Genomic DNA, 25,313 nt, shown 5'->3' with positions numbered 1-25,313 from the left:
TCGCTTCAAACTCGCAGCTTGCAGCTGCTTTCATCCCAAGGAGAAAGGCTTCATGGAAATAGAAGAATTCGGCTACAAGCAAGAGTTGAAACGCAGCCTGTCGCTGACCGACCTGGTGGTGTACGGGATGATCTTCATGATCCCCATCGCACCGTTCGGTGTGTATGGCTACGTCAACGCCGAGGCGCCAGGGCTGGTACCGCTGGCGTACATCATCGGCATGGTGGCGATGCTCTTCACGGCCCTGAGTTACGGCAGCATGGCACGGGCCTTTCCGATTGCCGGTTCGGTTTATTCCTACGCGCAACGGGGCCTGAACCCGCACGCAGGGTTTATCGCCGGCTGGCTGATGCTCCTCGATTACCTGCTGATTCCGCCGCTGCTGTATGTGTACGCGGCCATGGCCCTGAATCATTTGTACCCGGACATTCCGAAGGTCGGTTTCATCCTGGCCTTCCTGGTCAGCGCGACCTTCGTTAACTTGCGCGGCATCACCTTCACCGCGCGAATGAACATCATCTTTCTGCTGGCGCAACTGGTGGTGCTGGGGATCTTCCTGTTCTACGCCTGGAACGCACTGCACAGTGGCGGCGGTAACGGTCAGCTGACACTGGCGCCGTTGTACAACCCCGAGACATTCAACTTCGCCCTGCTGATGCAAGCGGTGTCGATTGCGGTGCTGTCGTTCCTCGGTTTCGATGCGATTTCCACCCTCGCCGAAGAGATCAAGGGTGACCCGGGCCGCAGCGTCGGCAAGGCCGCGCTGATCACGCTGGTGGTCATGGGCGTGATCTTCGTCGTGCAGACCTGGATTGCGACCGATCTGGCGGCCGGTATGGGTTTCAAAACGGCTGACACGGCTTTTTATGAAATCGCTGAACTCGCGGCCGGCAGCTGGCTGGCCACCCTCACCGCCGTGGCGACCGCACTGGCCTGGGGCGTTGCGGTGGCAATCACCTCCCAAGCGGCAGTGTCTCGCCTGCTGTTCGGCATGGCCCGGGACGGCAAGTTGCCAAAGGTTCTGGCCAAGATTCATCCCAAACACAACACGCCGTACGTGAGCATCTACCTGGTGGCCGTGCTGTCGCTGCTGATCTGCTACCTGTTCATCAACTCGGTGGACACCCTTACCTCGCTGGTGAATTTCGGCGCACTGAGCGGTTTCATGTTGCTGCACCTGACGGTCATCAACTACTACTGGCGCCGGCAGAAATCCGGCCAGGTCATCCGTCACCTGATCTGCCCGGTGATCGGCTTCGTTATCGTCGCGGCGATCATGTACAACATGGGCGTCGATGCGCAGAAACTCGGCCTGATCTGGATTGCCCTGGGCCTGGTCTACCTGTTTGTACTCAACAAGCTGGGCAGCCGCGCAGCACTGCCTGACCCAAGCAACGGCTGACAAGAAAAAGAGCGGCGTCTGACAAAAATTCAGGCGACCGCCGATTGAACGCGTGGAAACCGACAGTGATAGTCAGGTTCGGTGTCAACCGCTGAACCCTTTGATACAGGAGTGCATCCATGCTGGTCTTACGTCCAGTCGAGTTAACCGACCTGCCCCAGTTGCAGCAACTGGCGCGCGACAGTCTGGTAGGCGTTACGTCCTTGCCGGACGACACCGAATGCCTGCGCGAGAAGATTCTCGACTCCTGCGCCTCGTTTGAAAAAGACGTTGAGAGTCACGGCCCGGAGAACTATTTCTTCGTGTTGGAAGATCTGACCCGAGAGCGCTTGGTGGGCTGCTCGGAGATCCTCGCCACCGCCGGTTTCAGCGAGCCGTTCTACAGCCTGCGCAACCGGCATTTCACCAGCGCCTCGCGGGAGCTGAACATCGAGCACGGCGTGCCCGCGTTGTCGTTGTGCCACGACCTCAGCGGCCATACCTTGCTGCGCGGTTTTCATATTGACGCAGCGCTGGTGCGCACACGGTTCTCTGAACTGCTGTCCCGGGCGCGGCTATTGTTCATCGCCGCCCACGCGCGACGCTTTTCCGAAGCCGTCATCACCGAGATCGTCGGCTTCAGCAGCGATGACGGGCACTCGCCGTTCTGGGATGCGGTGGGCAAGCACTTTTTCGACCTGCCCTACGTCGAGGCCGAGCGACTTTGCGGCCTGGAAAGCCGTACTTTCCTCGCCGAACTGATGCCGCAATACCCGATCTACGTGCCGATGCTGCCCCAGGCGGCGCAGGACTGCATCGGCCGCATCCACCCCGATGGCCAGGAGGCTTTCGATATCCTCGAGCGCGAAGGCTTCGAGACCAACAGCTACATCGACCTGTTCGACGGCGGTCCGACGTTGTATGCGCGCACTCCCGGCATCCGCTCCATCGCCCAGAGCCAGACCGGCACGGTGAAACCGGGTGCGTCCATCGATGCCCGTGGCAGCTATCTGGTGTGCAACGATTCGCTGAAGGACTACCGCGCCATCGTTGCCGATCTGGATTACCAGGCCGGGCAACCTGTGAGGTTGAGCGGCGAAATGTGCGCCGCCCTGAACGTGACCGAAGGCAGCCCGATCCGGCTGATCGCCCTGTGAGCATCACCCGGCCCCGCGCCCAACGACAGCGCCCGAGCGGGCGTGCAGAAGGAGTTGCATCATGATTGTCCGCCCGGTTCGCGTCACCGACCTGCCCGCCTTGCTGGACCTGGTGCACCAGGCCGGCCCCGGCTTCACTACCCTGCCGGCCAACGAGGAACGCCTGTCCCACCGGGTACGCTGGGCTCAACGAACCTTCGCCGAACAGGTCGAACGCGCCGATGCTGATTACCTCTTCGTGCTCGAAGACGACGACCAGCAATTGGTGGGTGTCAGCGCCCTGGTCGGCGCCGTAGGCCTGCGCGAGCCCTGGTACAACTACCGCGTCGGGCTCACGGTCAGTTCGTCACCAGACCTGGGTATCCGGCGTCAGATTCCGACGTTGTTCCTGAACAATGAAATGACCGGCCAATCGGAGATTTGCTCGCTGTTTCTACGTCCTGATCAACGCCAGGGCAGTAACGGTCGATTGTTGTCGTTGGGGCGGCTGTTGTTTGTGGCCGAGTTTCCGCACCTGTTCGGCGACAAACTCATCGCCGAACTGCGTGGCAGCGCCGACGAACAAGGTTGTTCGCCATTCTGGGACAGCCTGGGCCGGCACTTCTTCAAGATGGATTTCAGCCACGCCGATCACTTGTCGGGGCTGGGCAGCAAGTCGTTCATCGCTGAACTGATGCCACGCCAACCGCTTTACACCTGCCTGCTCACCGAACAGGCCCAGGCCGTGATCGGCAAGGCGCACCCGAACACCGAACCGGCCCTGAAAATCCTCACCGCCGAAGGTTTTGCCCATAAGGGTTACATCGACATCTTTGACGCGGGCCCGGTGATCGAAGCCCCGGTCTCGAATATCCGCACCGTGCGCGACAGCCAACCGCTGGTGCTGGCCATCGGCACACCCGACGAGCAGGCCCCGGTGTGGCTGATCCATAACCGTCGCCTGGAAAACTGCCGCATCACCGCCGCCCAGGGCAGACTGGTGGGCAACAGCCTGATCGTCGACCGCCTCACCGCCAAACGCCTGCAACTGCAACCCGGCAATTCGGTGCGCGCCGTGCCACTGCTTAATCAACAACAGCAGCAGTCAGTGGCGGCGTGACCGACGCAGGTCCATTCGCCTCTGAAAATCGTCATCATCCTTTCCCCGCCCGCGTGATAGCCTTTTGTTCCTTCGGCGTTGACACTTTTGCTCAAGCCTTTCCATGCCCTTTGCAGTGGTGGAACTCATATGTCCAGGCTTTCTCATCAAGATTTACGCCGTAACTTTCGCGAGCTTTTCGCCTCCAGCGCCTGCTATCACACCGCCTCGGTCTTCGACCCGATGTCGGCCCGCATTGCCGCTGACCTGGGTTTTGAGGTAGGGATCCTGGGCGGTTCAGTCGCATCGTTACAGGTACTGGGCGCGCCTGACTTTGCCTTGATCACCCTCAGCGAATTCGCCGAGCAGGCCACTCGCATTGGCCGCGTCGCCCAACTGCCGGTGATCGCCGACGCCGACCACGGCTACGGCAACGCGCTCAACGTCATGCGCACCATCGTCGAACTCGAGCGCGCCGGCGTCGCCGCCCTGACCATCGAAGACACCTTGCTGCCCGCCCAGTTCGGCCGCAAGTCCACCGACCTGATCGGGGTGGCGGAAGGCGTCGGCAAGATTCGTGCAGCACTGGAAGCCCGGGTCGACTCGGAAATGGCAATCATCGCCCGCACCAACGCCGGCATCCTGCCGGTACAGGAAGTCATCAGCCGTACCTGTCATTACCAGCAGGCCGGTGCGGACGGGATTTGCATGGTGGGCGTGCGGGACTTCGACCATCTCGAACAAATCGCCGAGCACCTGAGCGTGCCGCTGATGCTGGTCACCTACGGCAACCCGTTGCTGCGCGACGACAAACGCCTGGCCGAACTCGGCGTGCGGGTCACCATCGATGGTCACGGCGCCTACTTCGCCGCGATCAAGGCCACGTATGACAGCCTGCGGGAACAGCGGCAGATCTTTAATCAGGCGTCGGACCTGAATGCGACAGAGTTGACTCATACCTATACGCAGCCTGAGGAATACATCCGTTGGGCGGAAGAGTTTATGAGCGTTAAGGAATGATTCCTCTCTGATTTCGGCTCCTGAAGCGACTTGTAATTCGGCCGGTAGACGCAATGTCACCGGCGGGATTGCAAGATCTTGAGCCGAATGGCTGTCATCTGTCGCCCCCAAAATACACACTTAAAAACAAACACCAATATTTAATAACAACTCCAAAGTTGATATTAAATATCGCCCTCTATAATCTCCAAACCGTTAAATAACAAAAAATATTTAACCCAGACAGCAACAAACTCAAAGCAATATCGCTACTTATACGACAAGCGCTTTATCCTCACTCAACCCCTATCAAAGGAAACCTTATGAAAACCACTACCAGCAACTGGGAAAACTCCCCGCTATTGCGCGCCGAAGCCAAAGTCATCACCACACCGACAAAATCCACTCACGAGTCCAACTGTCCTGGTTGGGACGGGCTTCGATTTAACGTAGGCAACATTCACGAAATCAAGAAATACCGTAACGTATCAGCCCAGGATTAAGACCTTATAACGATTTACCGGGGTCGCACCCAGCCAGATGTTCGTACCTGCCTGGAAGCACCATCCCCCATTTGTTAAACCGACGTCAGTGGCCACACCATTCAGCCTCTGACGTCTCTTAACAACTGATGGGCTTGATGAGTTAAAAGCAACTACCCTAACAATAATAGACTGAACTATTCCATTTGCTAAAACATCTGTTCCGCCTCATTAGAAACCATAAAAAGCCAAGCAGAATTCTTCATGATAAAAACGTTGCTCGACCCTGACCTTACACCTTCACAACTTATCACCAGCATCAAGACACTGGACATGAGTGTCGAAGTAAAAAATCTCGCAGACCAGCTACCCGAACAAACAGCACACACTTTAGATTCATCTCGCCGTGCTGAAATCATGAAACTGACGAACATCCATACCGGAACATTGACATTACATTGTAATAAAAATGGCAATATCAGCCTCAAGGCACCTGATAACACACCGGCGTCCGAGCAACTTTATTCCGTACCCGGCAACAGTGTTTTATTTGCGATCAACGCAGAATCGTTTTGTATTCAGCTTTACGCGCTCGAAGAAGATCATCTGACTCGCGCAGAGCTGGTCATCGTAGATGCCAGTAACCCGTTGTTCATCGACGGCACGAAGGTCCTGTTCGATAGCAACCCGACTGGATACGGGCATCCGGCATTTATCGGCAGCATCAACCTGCCAGACAGAAGCGCAGACATCAGTGTTTTCGACCGTGTTTCATTGAACAAAATCGCCTGGTTCCCTCATGACGATAGCGCCGCACGGTACCTGGTGAGCCTTGAGCTGCTTGAAGCCGCACAGGATCCCGGGGCATTCAGAGTGGCCGAAGAATTGATCTATCACTACCACCCCGCTGTCGCCTGGAAGGCATTTCAGGTAATACAGCAAACGGATCCCCGCGCCGCATTGCATTACATACCGCTGTTGAGAAATCTGCAAAACAGCCGCCTGAATCTTTTACTCGACCAGAGTGAAGCGGCATGAAACTAAAGACTTTCGTTGAGCGTATGACGACTTACGATCTGGAGCGAGACAAGCCAAAGATCGTGGAAGATCTGCGTCAACTGGCAACAAACCGTACGTTGCTGAGCGAGCACCTTTACACCACTATTCAACAAGCGGGTTTCAGTACCAAAAACAGTCTATACGGCGCTTATGCATTTGTACTGCACTACAACGATCTGTTTACTGTCCGATTGGGTTTTTGGTCTCCGGTCACGTCAAAAGATGAAAGTGAAACGTTCATCTATGACCTGAACCACACCCATGACTTCGAACTCTATGCCGTGGGTTACGGCGGTGACGGCTACACAACCGTCTCGCGAAAGATACTGGATCAAACTCCGTTACAAGCCGGAAGAAGGCCCGTACTCGGTGAAGAGCGAGTACTTAAACTTGCACCCGGGGAAGTTCTGCACATGCTTCCACTACAGGAAGTGCACAAACAGCTTCCACCGAAAAGTATGTCCGCATCGTTGAGTTTGCTTATTCATCCTCAGCAATCGGTTAAAACCGAAGAAGCCTGGTGCTTCGACGAAAACTACGTACCGACTTACCCCGGTATCGCCATGCAGGAAACAGCGCTCTATGAAAATACGCTGTCACTGCTTGAACGAGGATAGTTACTGACTACCCTCCAAATTTAAAAAAGGAATGAATATGAACAAACCACTGAACAACTGGAATGAAACTTCGCTTCTGCGCGCCGGGACTGCCGTAATCAATACGCCAGTCAAGACAACAATGGAAGTTCCGTGCGCCGATTTCATGCCTCGTTATAACGTGGGCAATATCCACGAAATCAAGAAATTCTGGAGCTTGCCAGCCAAAGACTGATATCGCTCTCGTTAAGTGCACTACCAAGGCTGCCGACCCACAAGGTCGGCAGCCTTTTCTTTGATCGTTCCCACGCTCTGCGTGGGAATGCAGCCCGGGACGCTACGCGTCCCATCCAAAGCCGAATGCAAAGCGTCCGTTGAGGCATTCCCACGCGGGAGCGTGGGAACGATCACGTTTCACACCGAATCAAGTAATGAGTGATGTGGTGCGCCATCGCTGCAACAAATGACGCGGTTGCGACCGGTGGCCTTGGCTTCATAGAGCGCCTGGTCGGCGTCGTTGAGCCACAGGGTCGCGTCAGTGTGTGCCGGGTTGAAGGCGGCAAGGCCGATGCTCAGGCTGACTCTCAGCGCCGGGCTCTGCTCATAGCCCAAGGTGGCGAAGCGATCACGCAGCACATCCATGGCGGCCGCCGCGCTCGTGAGCGGAAGGTCCGGGAGGATCACGCAGAATTCGTCGCCGCCGTAGCGCCCGGCAACATCCGCCGCGCGCAGGTTCTGCTTGAGCATTTTGCTCAACTGACGCAGCACGATATCCCCGGCAACGTGGCCGTAGGTGTCGTTGATGGTTTTGAAATGGTCGATGTCGATCAGCGCAATCGCCCCGCCCTGCTGCTGACGTTTGCAACGCTGGAATTCGATTTCCAGTTGATCCTTCCAGGCGCCGTGATTCAACAGGCCGGTGAGGCTGTCGGTGCGGCTCAGTGCCAGCAATTCACGCTTTTGTCGACCGAGGGTGTGGGCCTGGCGGAAGCAGATCCAGCCCAATGCCAGCGGGTACAAACACATCAAGGGCAAACAGGCATACATCTGCAGTTGGCTGGTCTGTGGGACAAAGGTGGGGGAGAAAACCAGCAGTCCGACGCCCATCCCGAGAACTTGCGCCACGGTTCCCGCCAACAGGAAACGCAAACCGCCAATGGCCACATTGTTCATTGCCATCATGGCCAGGGTGGTCGCGGCGGGCAGCGGATTGAAGTGCATGGCTGCGACCCAAAAACCACCGAGAAAGGCATCCACCAGCAGGTTGCGGTGTTCGGCGTGATAAGGCACTGACGCGCGGCGCGCCCATTGATAAGCCAGGTGCGGCCAGAGTACGGCATTGAGCAGCATCGTCACCCAGACCCACGGTGCAGGGTTGAGTGGATACATCGCCGCGCTCACAAGCAACAGCCCCAGGGCTAAACCCAGGATTCGCGATGTATAGAGCCTCCTGGCCAGTGAAAGTCCTTTTCCTCCCGTTTTTCCCATAGAGGCCTCTGCGCCACTGAGACGGAACCTGAAAACACAAGGGGTTCAAGTGTGGTGAGAGTCTATCAGGGAAGCGGCAAATAGCCATCACCGGCGGGCGGCCTGAATACCAAGGCATAGCCATGAGGCGGGCGCCCAATGTTTGGCACCAGCCTGCCCGACTTCCCCAACCTGTTTATCTTCATCGGCCCCAACACAGGCATCGGTCACACCTCGGTGCTGTTCATCATCGAGTCTCAGATGAACTACATTCTTGATTGCATCCGTACGTTAAAAGAACAGGGTTTGCGCAGCATCGAAGTACGCTCCGAAGCAGAACGTACCTACACTGAAATGATCCACCGGGAAATGGAACGCACGGTATGGAAGTCCGGGGGCTGCACAGTTGGTATCAAAGCAAGAGCGGTCATGTGATTGCGATGTTTCCGGGGTTCAGTTTCAGCTATCACCGGTTGACCAGAGCGCTGAAACCCGCCGATCACATTCTGTCCTGATCACGTAAAAGGAAGATGCCTGATGCTTTTGTTGGTTGTCGCAATCGCGGTTTTCGTGGCCTGGAGCTGGTTGAGTTACCCGGCCATCGGTCATTGGCTCTATGACTTGAACATGTCGGTAGAGGCGAAGCTGTATGGACTGCACAAAATTGTCGTGCCGATCGCCGAAATGACCGTCTCGACCTGGCAAGGCGGGCCGTATGAAGCGTCCAGCAGCGTGCTGATGCTCCACGGCTACAGCGCCGACAAGAATGTCTGGCTGCGTTTTGCCCGGCACTTTGTCGGCAACTATCGGGTGATCATTCCCGACATCGCCGGGCATGGCGAAACCGGCTTCAAGGCGGGCGGCGGTTACGACATTCCCTTGCAGGCCAAGCGGATGATCCAGTTGCTCGATGTTTGCGGCGTCGAGAAAGTCCATGTAATCGGCAATTCGATGGGCGGTTACATGGCAGCGTGGCTGGCGGCCACTTACCCGGATCGCATTGTTTCGGTGGCCCTGATCGATCCGGCAGGTGTCACCGCCCCCGAAGCCAGCGACCTGGAGCGGCATTTGGCCAAGGGCCACAACCCGTTCCTGATTCACTCGCGGGAAGAATTCCAGCGTTTCTACGCCATGACCATGGCTGAACCGCCGTGGGTACCCAAGGTGGTGCTGGACGCCATCGCGCAACGCTATGAACAGAGCCGCGATGAGCTGGAGGAAATCTTCAACGACTTCCGTGCCAGTCCGCCGATGGAGCCGAAACTGCCCGACATCAAGTGCCCGGCACTGTTGCTGTGGGGGCACAAAGACCGCTTGATCGATGTCAGCAGCGTGGCGATCTGGAGCAAAGGCATCGCCGATCTGCGAGTGGAAGTCTGGGACCACACAGGCCATATGCCGATGGTGGAACAACCGACGAACACGGCACGGTTGTACCGGGAATTTTTGGCATCACTGCGCTCGGAACTCCCGGTGTAGCAGCCGAACACCGCCCCCCTGTAGCAGCTGCCGAGCCTGCGAGGCTGCGTTCGGCTGCGCAGCAGTCGTGAAATCAGGCACCGCGGTGTGTCAGGAGGAACGTGCATATAGGGTTTGCGACTGCTTCGCAGCCGAACGCAGCCTCGCAGGCTCGACAGCTGCTACAAGCTGCTTCAGCCAGCAGTCCTTTGCAGAATGAAGTTCGTAAGATTCTTCGTTTGTCGGCGCCGCACAAGGCTGCGATCTTTTCTCGCATCCTTTACGTCACCGCGCCAGGAATTCTTTCATGAGTCATCCGAACTTCATCAGCCCTGACCTGATCCGCCAACGCTTTTCCAAAGCGATGTCCGACATGTACCGCGAAGAAGTGCCGCTGTACGGCGCGCTGATGGAACTGGTGGAACAGACCAACCGTCACGTGCTGGACAGCGATCCACACATCGCCCGACAGTTGCACAGCACCGGTGAAATCCAGCGCCTGGACCTGGAGCGGCATGGCGCGATCCGTGTCGGCACCGCTGATGAACTGGCGACCCTCGCCCGGCTGTTTGCGGTGATGGGCATGCAACCGGTGGGTTATTACGACCTGACCCCGGCCGGCGTACCGGTCCACTCCACGGCTTTTCGCGCGGTGCATGAGGCGGCGTTGCAGGTCAGCCCGTTCCGGGTATTCACTTCCCTGCTGCGCCTGGAACTGATCGAAGACCTGGAACTGCGAGCATTCGCCCAGTCAGTGCTGGATAAACGTTCGATCTTCACGCCCACCGCGCTAAGCCTCATCGACCGCGCCGAAACCCAGGGCGGTCTTACGGAACAGGAAGCCCGGGACTTCGTCGAACAGGCACTGGAAACGTTCCGCTGGCACCACACCGCCACCGTGACCGCCGAGCAGTACCGCAAGCTCTGCGCCCAGCATCGCCTGGTCGCCGACGTGGTAGCGTTCACCGGCCCGCATATCAACCACCTGACGCCGCGCACCCTGGACATCGACATCGTCCAGGCGCAAATGCCTGTTCACGGCATCACCCCCAAAGCGGTGATCGAAGGCCCACCCCGCCGTCAGTGCCCGATCCTGCTGCGCCAGACCAGTTTCAAAGCCCTGGACGAGCCTGTCGCCTTCACCGATCAGACCCGGACTCACGGCAGCCACAGCGCCCGTTTCGGCGAGATCGAACAACGCGGCGCGGCGCTCACCCCCAAAGGCCGGGCGCTTTACGACCGATTGCTCAACGCTGCCCGTGATGAACTGAAAGACTTCCCCAATGAGGCCAATGCCGCACGTTACAACGCGCTGATGGCGCAGCACTTTGCGCAGTTCCCTGACACCCTTGAGGGCATGCGTCGAGAGGAACTGGCGTACTTTCGCTACTTCCTCACGGAAAAAGGGTTGGGTGCGGATGAATTGAAATCGTGGTCGCTGGAGGATCTGCTCAGCGGCGGCTATCTGCGGGTTGAGCCGTTGGTGTACGAAGATTTCCTGCCAGTCAGCGCTGCGGGGATTTTTCAGTCGAACCTGGGAGATGCCGCGCAAACCCACTATGGCGTGCAATCGAACCGGCAGGTGTTCGAGATGGCGCTGGGGCGATCGACAATTGATGAATTGGCGCTGTATGCCGAGACGCAACGACGCTCGATCGAGGAATGCCGCGAGGCAATGGGATTGTAGAGTCTGGCTTGACCTTGTGGCGAGGGAGCTTGCTCCCGCTTGAGTGCGCAGCACTCACAAAAATCTGCAATCGTTCGCAGAAAGCGGGGCCGCTACGCAGCCCAGCGGGAGCAAGCTCCCTCGCCACATGAAAGTGTCCGGCCAATATTTTAGCCGTCCGGGGATTAAGCCAGCTTCGCCAACAACGCCTCGGCGGCAGCCTCGGACGACGCCGGATTCTGACCGGTAATCAGCAAACCATCGGTGAGCACATAACTGGCCCAGTCAGCACCTTTGGAATAGACACCACCCTTCTCCTTAAGCATGTCCTCCACCAAAAACGGCACAACCTTCGTTAGTTGCACAGCCTCCTCTTCAGAATTGGTAAAACCCGTCACACGCTTGCCTTTGACCAGCGGCTGGCCATCCGCGTCCTTGACGTGACGAAACACACCGGGGGCGTGGCAGACGGCCGCAACCGGCTTGCCCGCCTGGTAAAACGCCTCGATCAGAGCAATCGAAATTTTGTCTTCGGCCAGATCCCACAGCGGGCCATGGCCGCCCGGATAGAAAATCGCGTCGTAATCTTCAGCTCTCACGCTGCTCAGCAGAGCGGTAGACGCCAATGCGGACTGGGCGGCGGGGTCTTTGCGAAAGCGCTCGGTGGCTGCAGTTTGCGCGTCCGGCTCGTTGCTTTTTGGGTCCAGCGGTGGTTGCCCCCCTTTGGGCGAGGCCAGGGTCAACTGAGCGCCGGCGTCCTTGAAGGCGAAATACGGTGCGGCGAATTCCTCCAGCCAAAAGCCGGTTTTCTTACCCGTGTCACCCAATTGATCGTGTGACGTTAGAACCATCAGGATTTTCATGTCGTGCTCCTTGAGTTCGCAGATGTTCATTGATCTCGGCGCTGAGTTTGACCTCCAGGCCGCCACATTCGTTGCACCTGTCACCCTAGCGGTTCGTCCTGATAAGGCAGCGAATGATGGCCAACCGCTTTGATGCGCAAGAAGTTGCGCACTCAACGCAAAGAAAACCCATTCGGGACCGCTGATCGCCCGGCCTGGCAGGCGCTCCAGCCAAGTGCGCAAGAAGTTGCCCAGCACTGCGCAACTTCTTGCGCACATTCACAGGCGATCGCTGCCGAACATGCTTCAAACGGTCTAAAAAAACTCTCAACCACCTGATTTATATAGCGTTAACCGTTTATGGCACGGACCTTGATAACAGTCAGGCACCCACCGGGGCGATACTGCCTCCCGGGCACCCTTAACATTAGCAAGGAGCACATCCATGGCTACACCCGCGTACATGTCCGTCACTGGCGAGAAACAAGGTCTGATCACTGCCGGCGCATTTACTGCCGACTCGGTTGGCAATACCTACCAGGAAGGTCACGAAGACCAGGTCATGGTTCAGGCTTTCAGCCACGACGTGATCATCCCGCGTGACCCACAGTCCGGCCAACCGACCGGTCAGCGCGTTCACAAGCCAGTCGTGATCACCAAGGTCTACGACAAGGCTTCGCCACTGCTGCAAGCCGCTCTGACCTCCGGCGAGCGCATGAGCGAAATCGTTATCCAGTGGTACCGTACTTCGGCTCAAGGTACCCAAGAGCACTACTACACCACCAAACTGGAAGACGCGATCATCGTCGCCATCAACAACAAAATGCACAACTGCCAGGATCCGTCGAACTCGCACTTCACGCACCTGGAAGAAGTGCAACTCACCTACCGCAAAATCACCTGGACCCACGAAGTATCCGGTACTTCGGGTTCCGATGACTGGCGTCAACCGGTCGTCTGACTCAGGCTGACCGTCTCAAGCATCGGCCAGCTCTGCTGGTCGATGTTGTTTCTGTCCTTCCAGAGTTTTCACCTTGCTGGTCCAGTGACGGAACTGAACCGTCAATAGTGTTGCAATACTGGCGCAGCAGTCTCAGCGAGCAGTTTTGACAGACCGAATATCATCACGGCATGCAAATGCCGCATTGCGGTTCCGTTGATTCAAGCGCTTCACCATGAAAAATTTTCCACCCGGCGCCAAAAAAAAAACGGACGATCTAATGATTGCCCGTTTCATGTATTTCTAGTCAGCAAACTTTTCTCAACCTCGTACTTAACCCCCCACAGACGCCTGCATAACCGCGCTTGCGGATAAGTTTGGTGGTGTGATTGAGAAAGCGAAATGGCAATCGGGGGGAGTTCAGCGAAACAGCGTATTGCTTGCGGGGGAAGTGTATCGAACCTCGATAAGGTGTTCGCCCAGTGTAATGGCCTGGCAATCCATGCACCGGTAAAGAGCCCTGACACTGGGCGAACGGGAAGTATTTTAATGGAAGTTATCGAATATGTCCGCGTATATGAACATGAAATTTATCGAAACAACTTTCGATTAAATGTCGGTCCAAATATTATTTTTACCGATCATCAGAACTCACCAGTTAGACCATCAAAATTGATTGTTCTTATACAGAAAAGTTGTACAAGAACAATCGATATATAGAGTTAATACTCAACTTTCGTGCTTGCTGGTCACTTCCAATATGTCGGTATAGGTCACAACGACACTCTGCCCAACTTTCAGATCTTTCAATTTCGCTTGAACTTCGGGTCTTACAACGTCGACAGTCTTGGACTCGCCAGCGGGGGTTTCGAAGGTTACCTGGTTTTTCTTCACATCGATTTTGGAAATTTTCAGTTGGACCTGCACCTGACGGTAGGCTTCGCCGCCCGGGTTGTCGCTGCCGGGGGCTGCACGGACTTCACCCGCGCGTTCGACGGTGCCTGGCAGGCCTTTGTCGATATCGGTGTCGAGGTAGGCGGCGACAGCGCTAGTCACCTTGACATCCACTTGGTCGCCGACTTTCAGGTTGCCGAGGTTTTTGGCCTTGTCGGTCAATTGCACATGGACCTGACGACCTTCCGGCCCCTCCAGAACCACCTGATGTTTGGCAGCATCGACCGAGACGACTTTGGTGACGACCTGATCGGCAACCACGACGGCAGACAGCGGAATGTCCGCAGCCATGGCGCTAAGGCTGGCGGCAGACAACAAGGTAGCGAGGGTGATGGCTTTAGTCAGTGCATGAAGTTTCATAAGCGATGCATTCCCTGTGAATTGGAGGCAGCAAAGAGCGCTGGACCACCGTCCGGCGCCCTTTGTGCAGATGAGCATAGACGCTGATCAGGGAGTGTTCGCAGTTTCTTGTGCGGTGGATTCGCCGCTCTCTGTGCCCTTGCCGCTTTCCTTGCGCCGGGTCGGATCGGTCGGGCGCAGGGCGTCGTTATCGCGCTCGACTTCACCCGGTGGCCGCGGTTCGTCAGGGTGCTCAGTGGGGGTCGTCGGTTTCATGGGGGTCTCCTCAGGCTTCGGGATCGTCAACCTCATGGGCAACATTCACGGCAGGCGAATCTTTATGGGATTGATCCGCCTTGGCCTTCAAGTCTTGCCATTGTTCCAGGTCAATGGCGCCCTGCCCCAGCAAGTCGTCTGCTACCCGCAGCAGTTCAACGTAATGGGCGTCAGGGGATTGTTGCCAGTAGGCCTTGTCCTCGAACAGACGCTGCCACGAATCAAGGTCTGGCGGTTTCAGGTCTTCGCTCATGGCGGTCTCCTGTGAACGGGCTTCTAGAATTAGGAGGCTAGCGCTCTACCGAGAGTTCCGACTCAATACCCGGTCATTTCCAGATAACCCTGCCCACCATGGCTGCCGCTCAATTGCACCGGACCTTCCCAATAGGGAATGCGCAAAGCCATCCACGCATTGGGATTGAGTGCGCTGATCGTGATGTCGAGATGTTTGTCGGGGATTTTGATCGACCAGCGCACCGGCATCGAACGTCCGGCGACGTTGGCGGTGTCTTGCGGTGTGAGGCTGATATCGGCGGCATGCAGTAGCTGCGTCTGGCCCTGAGCGTCGATCCAGGTGCCGGTGAGGTAAGGCGCGCCGTCCTTGTGCCGCATGCGGTAGAGCATGACTTGTTCGCCGCTGTCCAGGTGCAGGGAAAACCAGTCCCAGCCTGTCTGGTTGGCGGTCAGGGGCTGGCTGCTCCATTCCCGGTCGAGCCAGGCCGGGCCACTGACTCGATAGGTTTTGCCGTCGATTTCCAGCGTGCCGCTGGCCTGGAAAAACGGCTGACTGTAGTAGTACGACGCTTGCCCTTGTTCGGACTTCTGACTGAAGCCTTTGTCGCCCTGAAGCACCAAGGGACCCGTGGAGCTCAGCCGCAATTGATAGCCAAAATGCTTGTCCCGGGCGCTGAGTTGAAGATCCGTCATAGGGTCGGAAGCCTGACTGCTGAAACGCCAATCATCGATCCACGCGTTGAACGGCGCGAGACTCACACCCGCCTGACCAACGCCACCACGGGCGTAACGTTCGGCGGCGTGATGCACCATCGCCGACGTCACGGCCGCATGGCCAAGCCAGATAATTTGATTGCCCCAGCCAGCGACCTCGGGCGTTGCTTTCAAGGCGCTGCGAAACAGCGTCCATTGCGCGCCGAACTCGCGCCCCTGATCGTCCTTGAGGTTGGCGGTGACGTACCACCATTCGATGCGAAAACCGTCATGAGGACCGTGATCCGCCGGAAAGCTGAACACCCGACCGGGCACCACCGGGGTGAATGCTGCCGCTTGCTTGCCGAGACCGGCGAAGCCTTTCTCGACAGGCGCCGAGTCATCGCAGCCGCTCAACAACGCCAATAGCAACACACCGACCTTAATCTTCACGAGCGAACGTCCTCAGCAGATCCGCCGGTTGCGTGCGGTACAACGAATACAGCGGCCACGCCGACGCCAGCAAAGTCGCCAACAGCGCCAATCCCATCAACTGCAACAGCTGCAGCGGAAACACCCGCAGCGGCAAGCGCCAGCCAAAGGCCTGGACGTTGATCACCGTGTCCAGGCACCACGCCAATGCGATTCCCAACGGCAATGCCAGCACCAGCGTCAGCACCGCCAACAACCAGGTCTGTCCCAGATTGAGCAGCATCAATTGCTGGCGAGTCACGCCGAGCGCCCACAGGGGCGCGAGTTGCCCGAGGCGGCTCTGGCTTTGCGTCAATAGGCTGATGAACAGCGCCACGCCCGCCACACAGAGAGTCAGGCTGTTGAGTGCGGCAGTCGCGGCAAAGGTGCGTTCGAACACTTGCGTGGACCAGCCCTTGAGCCGGGCCTGGTCGACGATGCGGCTGTCCTCCAGCGTGAAGCGGGTTTGCAGCGCGGTCAGGAAATCAGGGATCAACGTCGGGTCGATGCGCAAGTTGAAACGGTTCGGGGTCAACAGCGGCCAGCCGCGCAGCAGATGGTCGACGTTGACCAGAATATGGCCTTTGGGATTGCCGTAATCGGCGTAGATGCCGACGATCCGTGGCGACCAGGTGCCGTTTGGTGTGGGAATCGTCAAATGATCGCCAAGGCGCACCTTCAGCCGGCGGGCCAGTTGCTCGCTGAGCATCAGTGCGTCGTCCTTGGCCAGTCGGTCCCAAGGGTTGTCGCCCAAGGCTTCCAGCAGCGGCCAATGCTGGCGATAGGTCGGGTGATCGATCACGCCGAAGACGTCCGCCGGCCAGCCTTGCAACTGGATCGACACTTGCCAGTTGGGCAGCACGGCCGTGAGTGCGGGTTGCTGCTTGAGCCAGGTTTGCAACTCTGTGGCCTGGGCCGGATTGCGCGGATTGACGTACAGTTCGGCGGTCAGGCGTTGTTCGAGCCAATTGCTGAAAGTCTCACGAAAACCGGCGGTCATGCTGCCCGCTCCAATGTTCGCCGCCAGTGCCAGCAACAGCGCCATCAGCGCCAGGCTCAGGGTCGGCAGTTGCTGGCGGCAGTCGGCGAGAAACCATTGGCCGAGCACCGAGCGACTGCGATGCAGCACCCGGTTCAACACCCAATTGAGCACCACCGGCAACGCCAGCGCAGCACCGATCAGCAGTGCCGCCATCAGCACGAAGCCACTGCCCAGGCTGTCGCCAAAGATCAACGCCAGCACTGCAATCACCGCGGCGATCACGGCAACCCAACCCTGACGTCGCAACCAGCGTGCGTGAGCCTGATGCCAGGCTTGCGGGTCGGCCAGGGCCAGCAACGGCAGGCGTGCGGCCCGCAACAAACTGTTGGCCCCCGCCAACAACGCGCCCAACAGACTCAGGCCGACGCCGCTGAGCCACCACCACGGACTGAGGCTCAACTGCCCCGCCACTTCGGCGCCGTACAAACCGCGCAAACTCGCGGCGACATCCGGCAACAGCACGCTGGCCAGCAGGTAGCCGCTGGCGACCCCGACCAGTCCTCCGATCAACGCCAGACCGCCCAGTTCAACCGCCAGACAGGCAATCAGCATCCGTGCACTGACACCGCAGGCACGCAGGGTTCGGAGCAAACCACGGCGTTGTTCCAGCGCCAGGCCGATCGCGGCGTGGACGATGAACAGGCCGACCACGAATGACAGAAAACCCAGCGCATCGAGGTTAAGGTGAAAGCTTTCGGTCAGGCGCGCCAAGTTGTTCTCTTCGCCACTGGTCTTGAGCTGCAATTGACCCTTGAATTGCTCAGGCAGCGGCGCGGTGAAATCCTTCGGCAGCAGCAGGCGTGACAGCTGATCCGGCAGGCCGAGAATCTGCTGGGCGAAGCCGATGTCCACCAGCAACACACCCGGGGCCATATCAGGCTGGGCACGCAGCGGCGGCAAGGCCTGACCACTCAAACTCTCCGGGCGATCACCCTCGTGCAAACCCAGTGCCTGCAACGTCTGCGGCGAAACCCAGGTGCTGCCCGGCGGGCTGAAAAACTCGACAACCTGCTCGATCGGCAACGCCTGCCCCGCCACCGAGGAACCGGCGGGCAGCGACACCGGCTCGATGCCCATCAACTGCAAGCGCTGGTCGTCATGCTCCTTGAGCGTCACCCGACCTTGCAGGACCGGCGACACCGGCCAGCCCAAACGACGCAGGTCGACAAACACTTGCTGAGAAAAAGTCGCGCCACTGGGCGCACTGAGGCTGGCCTGGGGTTCACCGCCGATCAGCTGACTGGCCCGGGCATAGCTTTCCCGCGCCTGGCTGTTCAGCGCCTGCACGCCGGTCAGCAGGCTGGTGGCGAGCCAAAGTCCGGTCAGCACACTGAAAAACTGCACCGGGTGTTGCCGCCAATGACTGAGCAGCGCCCGCAGCGTCTCGCGAAAGATCGGCACCTCAGCGCTCGTCCGCGCCAGCCAGACGACCACCGTGGAGCACCACTTTTTCCGCCAGCCGCGCCGCGACCCGCGGGCTGTGGGTGACCATCAACAAAGTGGTGGGGCTATCGTCGAGCAACTCCAGCAACAACTTCAAAACCTCATCGCTGGTGGTTTCATCGAGGCTGCCAGTGGGTTCGTCGGCCAGCAGCAGTTTTGGCTGCGACGCCAGGGCCCGGCCCAGCGCGACCCGTTGCTGCTGGCCGCCGGACAACTGTTCCGGATAACGCCGCAGCAAATCAGCCAAGCCCAGGCGTTGCACCAGATGCGCCTGCCAGCGCGGATCATGGCGTCCCGCCAATCGCGCCTGGAAGGCCAGATTGTCCTCCACGCGCAAACTGCCGATCAGGTTGAACTGCTGAAACACCAGGCCGATTTCGGTCCGCCGCCAGTTCGCCAGTTGCCCTTCGCTCATCTGCTCCAGCCGATGCTCGCCGCTGCGGATGCTGCCGCGATCGACCTTGTCCAGCCCGGCAATCAGGTGCAGCAAAGTGCTCTTGCCACTGCCCGACTCCCCCATCAACGCCAGGCTACTGCCGGGTTTCAAGGTGAGGTCGACACCTTGCAGAACCGGCAGCGGGCCCTGGGGAGTGGCGTAGCTTTTGAAGACGCCTTGGACCGAAAGCATGGGGGAAACCGTTCGATGTGCGTGGAGCAAGGATAGCGGACGGCAGCGGCACCGCGAAATGCCTGAAACCTATCGCTTCACGGCCACCCACGTAAAACACAACGGCAGCTGCGCCGTCTGCTGCTCATACCGATCATAGAGTTCCTCGCGGTTGGAATGCGGGTACTCCTTGAAGTGACTGATCTGCAATCCCGCCTCAATGGCGCCGGTGAAGATCGCGCCCAAGGTGTGGACGAACCAGTAGGACATCGCGGCCTGTTGATCGACTTTGCCTTCGTAGACGATCGGCTGGTCCTGCACGAAAGGTTCGCTGCGAAAGTACGAGCTGTCCGGTCGATACGGATCGATGGACTCAGGGTCGAACATTTCGAGGAACGGGTGGGTTTCGTACACCACCAGACTGCCGCCAGGCTTGAGGGTTTGGGCGACATGGCGAAAAAACTCGCCGATGTCCGGCATCCAGTTCAACACGCCGATGGTGATCAGGGCCACGTCGAAACGGCCATGAAGTTCTGTCGGCAAGTGATGGATGTCTGCCTCGATGAACTCAGGCGCATGGGGCGAGCGTGACGCCAGTTCCCGCGCCTGATCGAGGAATGCCTCAGACTGGTCGACGCCTGTGACGCTGCGGGCACCCAGCGCAAACAACGACAAGCTTTCGCGGCCATTGTTGCAGCCCAGTTGCACCACGTCTTTACCGTCGACACCGACCTGTTCCAGTAACCCTCGGAGGGTGTCGTCCATGCAGCAAAAATCCCGGTGGCTGACCGCCGTCAAACGGGCCTGCCATTCGGGGGTGTCCTTGTGGTGTCGGGCTGAGTCATTCCAGGCATCGCGGTTGCTGGCGATGGCTTTTTCTTTTGTCGGCATTTCCATTGCGCGCTCCAGACTGGGGGGCATTCATTAATTGCGTGCTGACACTATAACCGCTCTACAACCCACCCTCAGCCTGATCTAGCCGTTCACGCAAGAACTCGATCAACACCTGCACCGGTCGCGATGCTTGACGGTGCTGCGGATAGACCGCCGACAACGTCAGCGGCGCGCAACGAAATGCGTCCAACACCGGCACCAGCCTGCCGTCCTTCAACGCCGAACCCACAATGAAGGTCGGCAAGTACGTAATCCCCATACCGGCAATCGCCGCATCCCTGAGCAGTTCACCATTGTTCACCCGCATCCGCCCGGTGACATTGACCACCAACGGCTTGCCCTGCCCTTCGAAACGCCATTGCACCTGACGACCATGGCCGTAAGGCAGGCAGTCATGTGCGTGCAAGTCTTCGGGTCTGAGCGGCGTGCCGCGCTCGGCCAGGTAAGCCGGGCTGGCGCAGTACACCCGCTGGATGGAGGCGATGCGTCGGGCGATCAGCGTCGAATCCTCCAGAATGCCGATTCGCAGCGCCAGGTCATAACCCTCACTGAGCAAATCCACCGATCGATCACTGAGGTCGACCTCTACCGTGACGTCGCGATAACGCTGCAAAAACACCGGCAGCAAACAGCCCAAATGCGCCACCGCAAACGACAATGGCGCGCTGATACGGATCGTGCCGCGGGGCTCAGTGGTCTGGCCGGCGATGCCCTGCTCTACTTGCTCGACTTCGCCCAGCAGACGCAAGGCTGACTCGTAATAACTCTGCCCCAGTGGCGTCACGTCCAGTCGCCGCGTGGAGCGATTGAGTAGCCGCACACCCAGACGCTCTTCGAGCTGCATCAACCGCCGGCTGACGAACTGCTTGGACAGGCCCAATTGATCGGCCGCCGCAGTAAAGCTGCCGGAGTCCATGACCTGGCAAAAAATACGCATATCTTCGAACGGGTTCATTGTCACGCTCTGATTGACAGTCAGACACTATATAGCCGCTTTTTGTCTCAGACGAAAATGCCCGCACATTGGCGGGCATCTTTCATTGTGGCGGGACTTACTTCGAAGACAGCACCGAGTAGCTGTTCATCAAATTGCGGTAGTTCGGAATGCGCGGCGACAGCAGGTTGGCCAGGCCTTCCATGTCGTTGCGCCAGTCGCCTTGCAGTTCGCAGGCCACCGAAAACCAGTTCACCAGTTGAGCACCGGCCGCCGCCATGCGCGCCCAGGCCGCTTGTTGCACGGTTTCGTTGAAGGTACCCGAGGCGTCCGTAACAACGAACACTTCAAACCCTTCCGCCAACGCCGACAGCGTTGGGAACGTCACGCAAACGTCGGTGACGACGCCGGCGATGATCAGTTGCTTGCGGCCAGTGGCTTTAACGGCTTTGACAAAATCTTCGTTGTCCCAGGCGTTGATCTGGCCTGGACGCGGGATGTACGGCGCGTCCGGGAACTGCTCTTTCAACTCGGGAACCATCGGGCCGTTCGGACCGTTTTCGAAGCTGGTGGTCAGGATGGTCGGCAGCTTGAAGAACTTGGCCACATCGCCCAGGGCCAGCACGTTGTTCTTGAATTCGTTCGGCGAGAAATCCTGAACCAGCGAGATCAGGCCCGTCTGGTGGTCGACCAACAGCACAACGGCGTCATCTTTGTTCAGGCGTTTGTACGGAACGTTGCTCATGTGAAACTCCTCGATGGATGGGTGTGACATACAACGCCGACGTGGAGGGCCGGCGCTTTTTTGTGATCGTCAGAACGCGAAGCACGAGCAGCCAAACGCGCCCCAGAAACCCGCGAAATCGCTGACCGGCGCATTCGACAAGCGCGCCTTTTCATGGCTATGGGAATGCACGCCGCACGGCCCGCTGCAATGGTGCACCTGCGCCTGCAATGGCGAGGTCGGACGCCAGTGCCCCGGTACATTCACCACCGGCGACCAGTCCGGCAGCACCGGTACGCTGGCCGGCCCGAGTTTTTCAAAATCACCGGCGGCGTACACCACCTTGCCGCCGACCACGGTCAACACCGACTCGATCCACTTGATCGCTTCTTCGTCGACGCTGAAAAAATCCGCGCTCAGGGCCGCGATGTCAGCCAGTTGGCCGACCTTGATCATGCCTTTCTTGCCCTGCTCGGAAGAAAACCAGGCGCTACCGTGGGTGAATAGCTCCAGCGCCGTTTGACGAGACAAGCCCTCGGCATGCAGTTCCAGGCCACCGACCGTGCGGCCGCTGACCATCCAGTACAGCGAGGTCCATGGGTTGTAGCTGGACACTCGCGTGGCATCGGTGCCGGCGCCGACCGGTACACCTTCGGCCAGCATGCGTTTGATCGGCGGGGTCGCTTCGGCGGCTTTGGCGCCGTAACGCTCGACGAAATACTCGCCCTGGAAGGCCATGCGATCCTGAATCGCGATACCGCCACCCAGCGCCCTCACCCGCTCAATGTTCTGCGGCGTAATGGTTTCGGCATGGTCGAAAAACCATGGCAAACCGTTGAACGGAATGTCGCGGTTAACCTTTTCGAACACGTCGAGCATGCGGCTGATGGATTCGTTGTACGTGGCGTGCAAACGGAACGGCCAGCGTTGCTCGACCAAGTGGCGCACCACCGGTTCCAGCTCGTCTTCCATTGTTTGTGGAAGGTCCGGACGCGGCTCGAGGAAGTCCTCGAAATCCGCCGCTGAAAACACCAGCATTTCCCCGGCGCCGTTGTGCCGCAGGTAATCGTCGCCTTGATGCAGGGTCACGCTGCTGGTCCAGTTCTTGAAGTCAGTCAGTTCTTCTTTCGGCTTCTGGGTGAACAGGTTGTAGGCGATCCGCACTGTGAGCTGCTGGTCCTTGGCCAACTGCTCGATCACCTGATAATCGTCCGGATAATTCTGGAAACCGCCACCGGCATCGATGGCGCTGGTCAGGCCGAGACGGTTGAGCTCGCGCATGAATTGGCGGGTCGAGTTGACCTGATATTCCAGCGGCAACTTTGGCCCCTTCGCCAGCGTCGAGTACAGAATCATCGCGTTAGGACGGGCGACCAGCATGCCGGTCGGCTCACCGTTGGCATCGCGCACAATCTCGCCACCTGGTGGGTTCGGCGTGTTGCGGGTGTAACCGGCCACGCGCAACGCGGCACGGTTGAGCAAGGCGCGGTCGTACAGATGCAGGACAAATACCGGTGTATCCGGCGCGGCCTGATTGAGTTCTTCGAGGGTCGGCATGCGCTTTTCAGCGAACTGGAATTCGTTCCAGCCACCGACCACCCGCACCCATTGCGGCGTCGGCGTGCGGTCGGCCTGATCCTTGAGCATGCGCAGGGCATCGGCCAGCGACGGCACCCCTTCCCAGCGCAGTTCGAGGTTGTAGTTCAAACCGCCGCGGATCAGGTGCAAGTGCGAGTCGTTGAGGCCGGGAATGACACAGCGCCCCTTGAGGTCGATGACCTGCGTGCCCGAACCGCGCAGGGCCATGGCTTCGGCGTCGGTGCCGACCGCGACGAAACGACCATTGCTGATCGCTACGGCGCTGGCGCGTGGGTTTTCACGGTCAACCGTATGAAATTGGCCATTGAACAAAATCAGATCGGCGTTCATCACTTTTCCTTGGGCTGAGTGGAAGAGGACAGCCAAGGCGCGAACAAACGCGTCGCCATCGGCATGAACAGGTACACCACCGACACGACGATGGTCAGCGTGATCAGGAACGTCGCGACCACGTAATTGGACAGGAAGGTATTGAGCTGCAGCAGCGGGCCCCAGATCAGCGGCACCAGCAAGGTGTGCGGCAAAATCACCAACAACGTCACCACGGCCTGCTTCCAGCGCGGCGGTGGTGGCGAAGCGGCGTCGGCTTGCGGTGCGAACCAGAATTCGTTGACCGGATTGACCTCGGTCTGGTCGCCGTCGGCGAGCATCGGTGCGGCTTCGTTGACCAGTTCCAGCCGTTGCGGTGAATCGAGCCAGCGCTGCATCGATTCGGTGGAGCAAAAGCGCAGCACGCAGGTGTACAGGTCGAGGCCGGCGCTCTTGCCGCGGATCACATCGACGCCCAAGTGCCCTTCCTGCTGCCCGGCAATGCTGACAATGTTGCGCAACCAGGCTTCGTACGGCGCTTCAAAACCTGCCTTGATCCGGTGCTTGATGACCAGGGTCACGACTTCCTCGAAACGATTGGATTCAGGCATAACGCAAAGCTCCGGCGAATCGAACATTGAGCGCCAGCCGTCCCGGCCCGGCGATAAGAACGCTGGTGAACAGAATCAACAACAGCCAACCGAACTGCCCTTCATCAAGACTCCATTGCGCATGCACCACCAGCAGCGCAATCAGCAACACCGCCAAAATCGGCAGACACGCCAGACGCACCAGCACCCCGGCGATGATCAGCAGCGGGCACAACACCTCGGCAAAAATCGCCAGCATCAGCGTGGCGTTCACACCCAGATGGAAAGGGTCTTCGATGACTTGCAGTTGAGCGTTGTAGTTAAGCAGTTTCGGCAAACCGTGCACCCACAGCAGAAACAAACCACCGCTGACCCGCAAAAATAACAGCCCGAAATCCTGGGCTCGTTCATCCCATCGCGACGTGTTCATGGGCTACCTGCACAAATAAAAAACCACCGGTGTTCATGCGCCCGGACTTGGTTTGATAGTGCCGGTGTGAGGTCGGAAAAAATTGGATGTGTGTGCTCTTTTTGTGGATGAGCCCGGCGACACGATCCACCGCAGATCCCACAGAGATTGGATTCGGCAGGAAGAGATTGGTCGGCTGTCAGGCCGCCATCGCGAGCAGGCTCGCTCCCACAGAAGATCGGCGTACGCCGTTCGCCTTTCGCCCTTCACCACTCAACAGGCCGAGCGTTAGCTCGCCTGCAGCTTTTGATCTTGATCTACCCGCCCCTTCGGAAGGTTGAGTGGAGGTGTTCATCTGGGGGGGGCGCGCAGCGCCGTTCGACGAAGTCGAACACATCGAGAGGAGGTTGAAGCGAAGCCAACCGGAGGCGATGCCCCCAGATGAATGCCGGAACGAAGGAACGCCGAGCCTAGGCGAGGGGCCGGACGCTTGGGGCGAGCCTTTTTGGGTACTTTTTTGGCGTTTGAAAAAAGTGCCTCGCCGTAAGGGCGAAACCGCCAGCCGCCGTTACCGCAGAAATGGATATGTACACCTCAAAGAAATAGGTCGGCTATCAGGCCACCTTCGCGAGCAAGCCCGCTCCCACAGTTGGACTGGGTACATCAGGAT

Annotated in this window: 25 protein-coding genes and 1 pseudogene; 12 read left to right on the top strand and 14 right to left on the bottom strand. The window is 58.6% G+C overall.

Going from position 1 to position 25,313, the window contains the following annotated elements:
- The first annotated feature begins 52 nt into the window (after positions 1 to 52).
- From BLW70_RS16290 to BLW70_RS30825, 8 genes are all read left to right on the top strand, one after another.
- Complete coding sequence (locus BLW70_RS16290) at positions 53 to 1,402, top strand: APC family permease (protein WP_074875568.1); 1,350 nt, start codon at positions 53 to 55, stop codon at positions 1,400 to 1,402.
- A 119-nt stretch (positions 1,403 to 1,521) separates the two neighbouring features.
- On the top strand, positions 1,522 to 2,538 hold the full coding sequence (locus BLW70_RS16285) for an arginine N-succinyltransferase (protein ID WP_074875566.1): 1,017 nt from the start codon (positions 1,522 to 1,524) through the stop codon (positions 2,536 to 2,538).
- 61 nt (positions 2,539 to 2,599) lie between these two features.
- Complete coding sequence (gene astA / locus BLW70_RS16280; protein WP_074875564.1) at positions 2,600 to 3,637, top strand: arginine N-succinyltransferase; 1,038 nt, start codon at positions 2,600 to 2,602, stop codon at positions 3,635 to 3,637.
- A gap of 129 nt (positions 3,638 to 3,766) precedes the next feature.
- On the top strand, positions 3,767 to 4,636 hold the full coding sequence (locus BLW70_RS16275; protein WP_074875562.1) for an isocitrate lyase/PEP mutase family protein: 870 nt from the start codon (positions 3,767 to 3,769) through the stop codon (positions 4,634 to 4,636).
- Positions 4,637 to 4,938: 302 nt separating this feature from the next.
- Positions 4,939 to 5,118 carry a hypothetical protein gene (locus BLW70_RS16270; protein WP_074875560.1) on the top strand — a complete coding sequence of 60 codons (180 nt, stop codon included), beginning with the start codon at positions 4,939 to 4,941 and terminating at the stop codon, positions 5,116 to 5,118.
- A gap of 312 nt (positions 5,119 to 5,430) precedes the next feature.
- Positions 5,431 to 6,135, top strand: a complete 705-nt coding sequence (locus BLW70_RS16265) for a hypothetical protein (protein ID WP_328586403.1) — start codon at positions 5,431 to 5,433, stop codon at positions 6,133 to 6,135.
- Complete coding sequence (locus tag BLW70_RS16260; protein ID WP_074875556.1) at positions 6,132 to 6,773, top strand: transposase; 642 nt, start codon at positions 6,132 to 6,134, stop codon at positions 6,771 to 6,773. The genes BLW70_RS16265 and BLW70_RS16260 overlap by 4 nt, the downstream gene beginning before the upstream one ends.
- A 37-nt stretch (positions 6,774 to 6,810) precedes the next feature.
- Positions 6,811 to 6,987: a hypothetical protein gene (locus tag BLW70_RS30825; protein ID WP_162842856.1), complete on the top strand. Its 177-nt coding sequence runs from the start codon at positions 6,811 to 6,813 to the stop codon at positions 6,985 to 6,987.
- Between the two features lie 179 nt (positions 6,988 to 7,166).
- Here BLW70_RS30825 and BLW70_RS16255 read toward each other — a convergent pair whose 3' ends face one another.
- Complete coding sequence (locus tag BLW70_RS16255; RefSeq protein WP_074875555.1) at positions 7,167 to 8,240, bottom strand: diguanylate cyclase; 1,074 nt, start codon at positions 8,238 to 8,240, stop codon at positions 7,167 to 7,169.
- Positions 8,241 to 8,372: 132 nt separating this feature from the next.
- Here BLW70_RS16255 and BLW70_RS16250 point away from each other — a divergent pair.
- The 3 genes and pseudogenes from BLW70_RS16250 to hglS all read left to right on the top strand — a co-directional run.
- Positions 8,373 to 8,734 (top strand): annotated as a pseudogene (locus BLW70_RS16250) (flavin-containing monooxygenase); the annotation flags it as partial.
- 22 nt (positions 8,735 to 8,756) lie between these two features.
- Positions 8,757 to 9,698, top strand: a complete 942-nt coding sequence (locus tag BLW70_RS16245; protein ID WP_074875552.1) for an alpha/beta fold hydrolase — start codon at positions 8,757 to 8,759, stop codon at positions 9,696 to 9,698.
- 286 nt (positions 9,699 to 9,984) lie between these two features.
- On the top strand, positions 9,985 to 11,364 hold the full coding sequence (gene hglS / locus BLW70_RS16240; protein WP_074875550.1) for a 2-oxoadipate dioxygenase/decarboxylase HglS: 1,380 nt from the start codon (positions 9,985 to 9,987) through the stop codon (positions 11,362 to 11,364).
- A gap of 164 nt (positions 11,365 to 11,528) precedes the next feature.
- Here the strand turns inward: hglS and BLW70_RS16235 are convergent, their stop codons facing one another.
- Positions 11,529 to 12,206 carry a type 1 glutamine amidotransferase domain-containing protein gene (locus tag BLW70_RS16235; protein WP_074880613.1) on the bottom strand — a complete coding sequence of 226 codons (678 nt, stop codon included), beginning with the start codon at positions 12,204 to 12,206 and terminating at the stop codon, positions 11,529 to 11,531.
- 424 nt (positions 12,207 to 12,630) lie between these two features.
- Between BLW70_RS16235 and BLW70_RS16230 the strand changes: the two genes are divergently transcribed.
- Positions 12,631 to 13,146 (top strand): Hcp family type VI secretion system effector, encoded by a 516-nt coding sequence (locus tag BLW70_RS16230; protein WP_074875548.1) that lies wholly within the window; start codon positions 12,631 to 12,633, stop codon positions 13,144 to 13,146.
- A gap of 708 nt (positions 13,147 to 13,854) precedes the next feature.
- Here BLW70_RS16230 and BLW70_RS16225 read toward each other — a convergent pair.
- The 12 genes from BLW70_RS16225 to BLW70_RS16175 form a co-directional block, all read right to left on the bottom strand.
- On the bottom strand, positions 13,855 to 14,439 hold the full coding sequence (locus BLW70_RS16225; RefSeq protein WP_074875546.1) for a hypothetical protein: 585 nt from the start codon (positions 14,437 to 14,439) through the stop codon (positions 13,855 to 13,857).
- A gap of 87 nt (positions 14,440 to 14,526) precedes the next feature.
- Positions 14,527 to 14,694 carry a hypothetical protein gene (locus BLW70_RS30820; RefSeq protein WP_162842855.1) on the bottom strand — a complete coding sequence of 56 codons (168 nt, stop codon included), beginning with the start codon at positions 14,692 to 14,694 and terminating at the stop codon, positions 14,527 to 14,529.
- 10 nt (positions 14,695 to 14,704) lie between these two features.
- The gene (locus BLW70_RS16220) at positions 14,705 to 14,947 is read right to left on the bottom strand and encodes a hypothetical protein (protein WP_074875544.1); all 243 of its coding nucleotides are present in this window, start codon (positions 14,945 to 14,947) and stop codon (positions 14,705 to 14,707) included.
- Positions 14,948 to 15,009: 62 nt separating this feature from the next.
- The gene (locus BLW70_RS16215; RefSeq protein ID WP_074875542.1) at positions 15,010 to 16,074 is read right to left on the bottom strand and encodes a lipocalin-like domain-containing protein; all 1,065 of its coding nucleotides are present in this window, start codon (positions 16,072 to 16,074) and stop codon (positions 15,010 to 15,012) included.
- Complete coding sequence (locus tag BLW70_RS16210) at positions 16,064 to 18,535, bottom strand: ABC transporter permease (RefSeq protein WP_074880610.1); 2,472 nt, start codon at positions 18,533 to 18,535, stop codon at positions 16,064 to 16,066. The genes BLW70_RS16215 and BLW70_RS16210 overlap by 11 nt, the downstream gene beginning before the upstream one ends.
- A gap of 1 nt (position 18,536) precedes the next feature.
- Positions 18,537 to 19,205: an ABC transporter ATP-binding protein gene (locus tag BLW70_RS16205; protein ID WP_074875540.1), complete on the bottom strand. Its 669-nt coding sequence runs from the start codon at positions 19,203 to 19,205 to the stop codon at positions 18,537 to 18,539.
- 69 nt (positions 19,206 to 19,274) lie between these two features.
- The gene (locus BLW70_RS16200) at positions 19,275 to 20,081 is read right to left on the bottom strand and encodes a class I SAM-dependent methyltransferase (RefSeq protein WP_074875538.1); all 807 of its coding nucleotides are present in this window, start codon (positions 20,079 to 20,081) and stop codon (positions 19,275 to 19,277) included.
- Positions 20,082 to 20,136: 55 nt separating this feature from the next.
- A complete protein-coding gene (locus BLW70_RS16195) occupies positions 20,137 to 21,033 on the bottom strand; it encodes a LysR family transcriptional regulator (RefSeq protein ID WP_074875536.1) in 897 nt (298 codons plus the stop codon).
- Between the two features lie 97 nt (positions 21,034 to 21,130).
- Positions 21,131 to 21,757, bottom strand: coding sequence for an isochorismate family cysteine hydrolase YcaC (gene ycaC, locus BLW70_RS16190; protein ID WP_045061273.1), 627 nt, complete (start codon positions 21,755 to 21,757; stop codon positions 21,131 to 21,133).
- Between the two features lie 69 nt (positions 21,758 to 21,826).
- The gene (locus BLW70_RS16185; protein WP_074875534.1) at positions 21,827 to 23,665 is read right to left on the bottom strand and encodes an amidohydrolase; all 1,839 of its coding nucleotides are present in this window, start codon (positions 23,663 to 23,665) and stop codon (positions 21,827 to 21,829) included.
- Positions 23,665 to 24,255, bottom strand: coding sequence for an antibiotic biosynthesis monooxygenase (locus BLW70_RS16180; RefSeq protein WP_074875532.1), 591 nt, complete (start codon positions 24,253 to 24,255; stop codon positions 23,665 to 23,667). Before BLW70_RS16180 ends, BLW70_RS16185 begins: the two co-directional genes overlap by 1 nt.
- A complete protein-coding gene (locus BLW70_RS16175) occupies positions 24,248 to 24,664 on the bottom strand; it encodes a DoxX family protein (RefSeq protein ID WP_074875530.1) in 417 nt (138 codons plus the stop codon). The genes BLW70_RS16180 and BLW70_RS16175 overlap by 8 nt, the downstream gene beginning before the upstream one ends.
- Between the last annotated feature and the right edge of the window lie 649 nt (positions 24,665 to 25,313).

Source organism: Pseudomonas frederiksbergensis (assembly GCF_900105495.1).
Taxonomy (GTDB): domain Bacteria; phylum Pseudomonadota; class Gammaproteobacteria; order Pseudomonadales; family Pseudomonadaceae; genus Aquipseudomonas; species Aquipseudomonas frederiksbergensis.
The sequence above is the reverse complement of the archived record's forward strand: the minus strand, read 5'-3'. Positions and strand labels throughout refer to the sequence as shown.

Coding starts and splice junctions, on each gene's coding strand:
- BLW70_RS16290 (WP_074875568.1), top strand. CDS start 53: ATGGAAATAGAAGAATTCGGCTACAAGCAAGAGTTGAAACGCAGCCTG.
- BLW70_RS16285 (WP_074875566.1), top strand. CDS start 1,522: ATGCTGGTCTTACGTCCAGTCGAGTTAACCGACCTGCCCCAGTTGCAG.
- astA (WP_074875564.1), top strand. CDS start 2,600: ATGATTGTCCGCCCGGTTCGCGTCACCGACCTGCCCGCCTTGCTGGAC.
- BLW70_RS16275 (WP_074875562.1), top strand. CDS start 3,767: ATGTCCAGGCTTTCTCATCAAGATTTACGCCGTAACTTTCGCGAGCTT.
- BLW70_RS16270 (WP_074875560.1), top strand. CDS start 4,939: ATGAAAACCACTACCAGCAACTGGGAAAACTCCCCGCTATTGCGCGCC.
- BLW70_RS16265 (WP_328586403.1), top strand. CDS start 5,431: ATGAGTGTCGAAGTAAAAAATCTCGCAGACCAGCTACCCGAACAAACA.
- BLW70_RS16260 (WP_074875556.1), top strand. CDS start 6,132: ATGAAACTAAAGACTTTCGTTGAGCGTATGACGACTTACGATCTGGAG.
- BLW70_RS30825 (WP_162842856.1), top strand. CDS start 6,811: ATGAACAAACCACTGAACAACTGGAATGAAACTTCGCTTCTGCGCGCC.
- BLW70_RS16255 (WP_074875555.1), bottom strand. CDS start 8,240: ATGGGAAAAACGGGAGGAAAAGGACTTTCACTGGCCAGGAGGCTCTAT.
- BLW70_RS16245 (WP_074875552.1), top strand. CDS start 8,757: ATGCTTTTGTTGGTTGTCGCAATCGCGGTTTTCGTGGCCTGGAGCTGG.
- hglS (WP_074875550.1), top strand. CDS start 9,985: ATGAGTCATCCGAACTTCATCAGCCCTGACCTGATCCGCCAACGCTTT.
- BLW70_RS16235 (WP_074880613.1), bottom strand. CDS start 12,206: ATGAAAATCCTGATGGTTCTAACGTCACACGATCAATTGGGTGACACG.
- BLW70_RS16230 (WP_074875548.1), top strand. CDS start 12,631: ATGGCTACACCCGCGTACATGTCCGTCACTGGCGAGAAACAAGGTCTG.
- BLW70_RS16225 (WP_074875546.1), bottom strand. CDS start 14,439: ATGAAACTTCATGCACTGACTAAAGCCATCACCCTCGCTACCTTGTTG.
- BLW70_RS30820 (WP_162842855.1), bottom strand. CDS start 14,694: ATGAAACCGACGACCCCCACTGAGCACCCTGACGAACCGCGGCCACCG.
- BLW70_RS16220 (WP_074875544.1), bottom strand. CDS start 14,947: ATGAGCGAAGACCTGAAACCGCCAGACCTTGATTCGTGGCAGCGTCTG.
- BLW70_RS16205 (WP_074875540.1), bottom strand. CDS start 19,205: ATGCTTTCGGTCCAAGGCGTCTTCAAAAGCTACGCCACTCCCCAGGGC.
- BLW70_RS16200 (WP_074875538.1), bottom strand. CDS start 20,081: ATGGAAATGCCGACAAAAGAAAAAGCCATCGCCAGCAACCGCGATGCC.
- BLW70_RS16195 (WP_074875536.1), bottom strand. CDS start 21,033: ATGAACCCGTTCGAAGATATGCGTATTTTTTGCCAGGTCATGGACTCC.
- ycaC (WP_045061273.1), bottom strand. CDS start 21,757: ATGAGCAACGTTCCGTACAAACGCCTGAACAAAGATGACGCCGTTGTG.
- BLW70_RS16185 (WP_074875534.1), bottom strand. CDS start 23,665: ATGAACGCCGATCTGATTTTGTTCAATGGCCAATTTCATACGGTTGAC.
- BLW70_RS16180 (WP_074875532.1), bottom strand. CDS start 24,255: ATGCCTGAATCCAATCGTTTCGAGGAAGTCGTGACCCTGGTCATCAAG.
- BLW70_RS16175 (WP_074875530.1), bottom strand. CDS start 24,664: ATGAACACGTCGCGATGGGATGAACGAGCCCAGGATTTCGGGCTGTTA.